We start from the raw sequence: 705 nt of genomic DNA, 5'->3' as shown, positions 1-705 counted from the left end.
TCAGGGGCGAGAAAACGGTTTGTACGAAGGGAACTTCTCCCCGGAGACCCTCGCTGATCAATTGTAGAGCATATAGATGCTCTGCCAGAACTCCTTTTGGGGGATCGAGCACTTCCAGCCGCGCCCAATCCTGCGTGCTTTTGACTGCATAATCTATGCTCGTAGGACTCATATAGGGATCACCAGAGGGCTGAAATTTACAACCCCAGTCCTCCACGAAATAGGAGGCCCGGGGATTAACTTTCATATAGTCCCAGTCATATTTCTGTTGAAACTCCAGCATGGCCTCTGCCAGACCCTGGGGAGTCCACTCTTTGAGATAGTTATGCCCCCAGAAACTGATGGGAACCAGATCTACAGGCTCACCTGCAAGAGCCGCTTTAATCCTCTCCATTTTACTCATAGTCACTTTCTCTCCCATCCCTGACCTCCCCAGCATCTAAATTGAAGAACTATAGAATTCTATCCTCTTACCATTATAAGATACCCCAAGGGTCTAGCCCCTTAGCATCTTGTTGTGCTAAAGTTTGAAACAGCAGCACAACTGTGCGGCCTAAACTTGCCCCATTATACCGTAAAGTGAGCCGAAGGAGATAGACTCCACACTCCCCTTTGGTCAGAATTGCCGAACTTATTCAGATTGCGGGAAATTGCGTATGATGGACTACAATTGCGCGACAAACTTCTTTGAAAGTCACCTAAAGT

General features: G+C 47.8%; 1 pseudogene. It reads right to left on the bottom strand.

Annotation, left to right across the window (positions count from 1 at the left end):
* A pseudogene (locus tag HW443_RS12465) lies at positions 1–421 on the bottom strand (uroporphyrinogen decarboxylase family protein); the annotation flags it as partial.
* Positions 422–705 lie beyond the last annotated feature (284 nt).

Source organism: Candidatus Hakubella thermalkaliphila, assembly GCF_013281975.1.
Classification (GTDB): Bacteria; Actinomycetota; Humimicrobiia; order Hakubellales; family Hakubellaceae; genus Hakubella; species Hakubella thermalkaliphila.
This window is presented reverse-complemented; position numbering and strand designations above follow the sequence as displayed.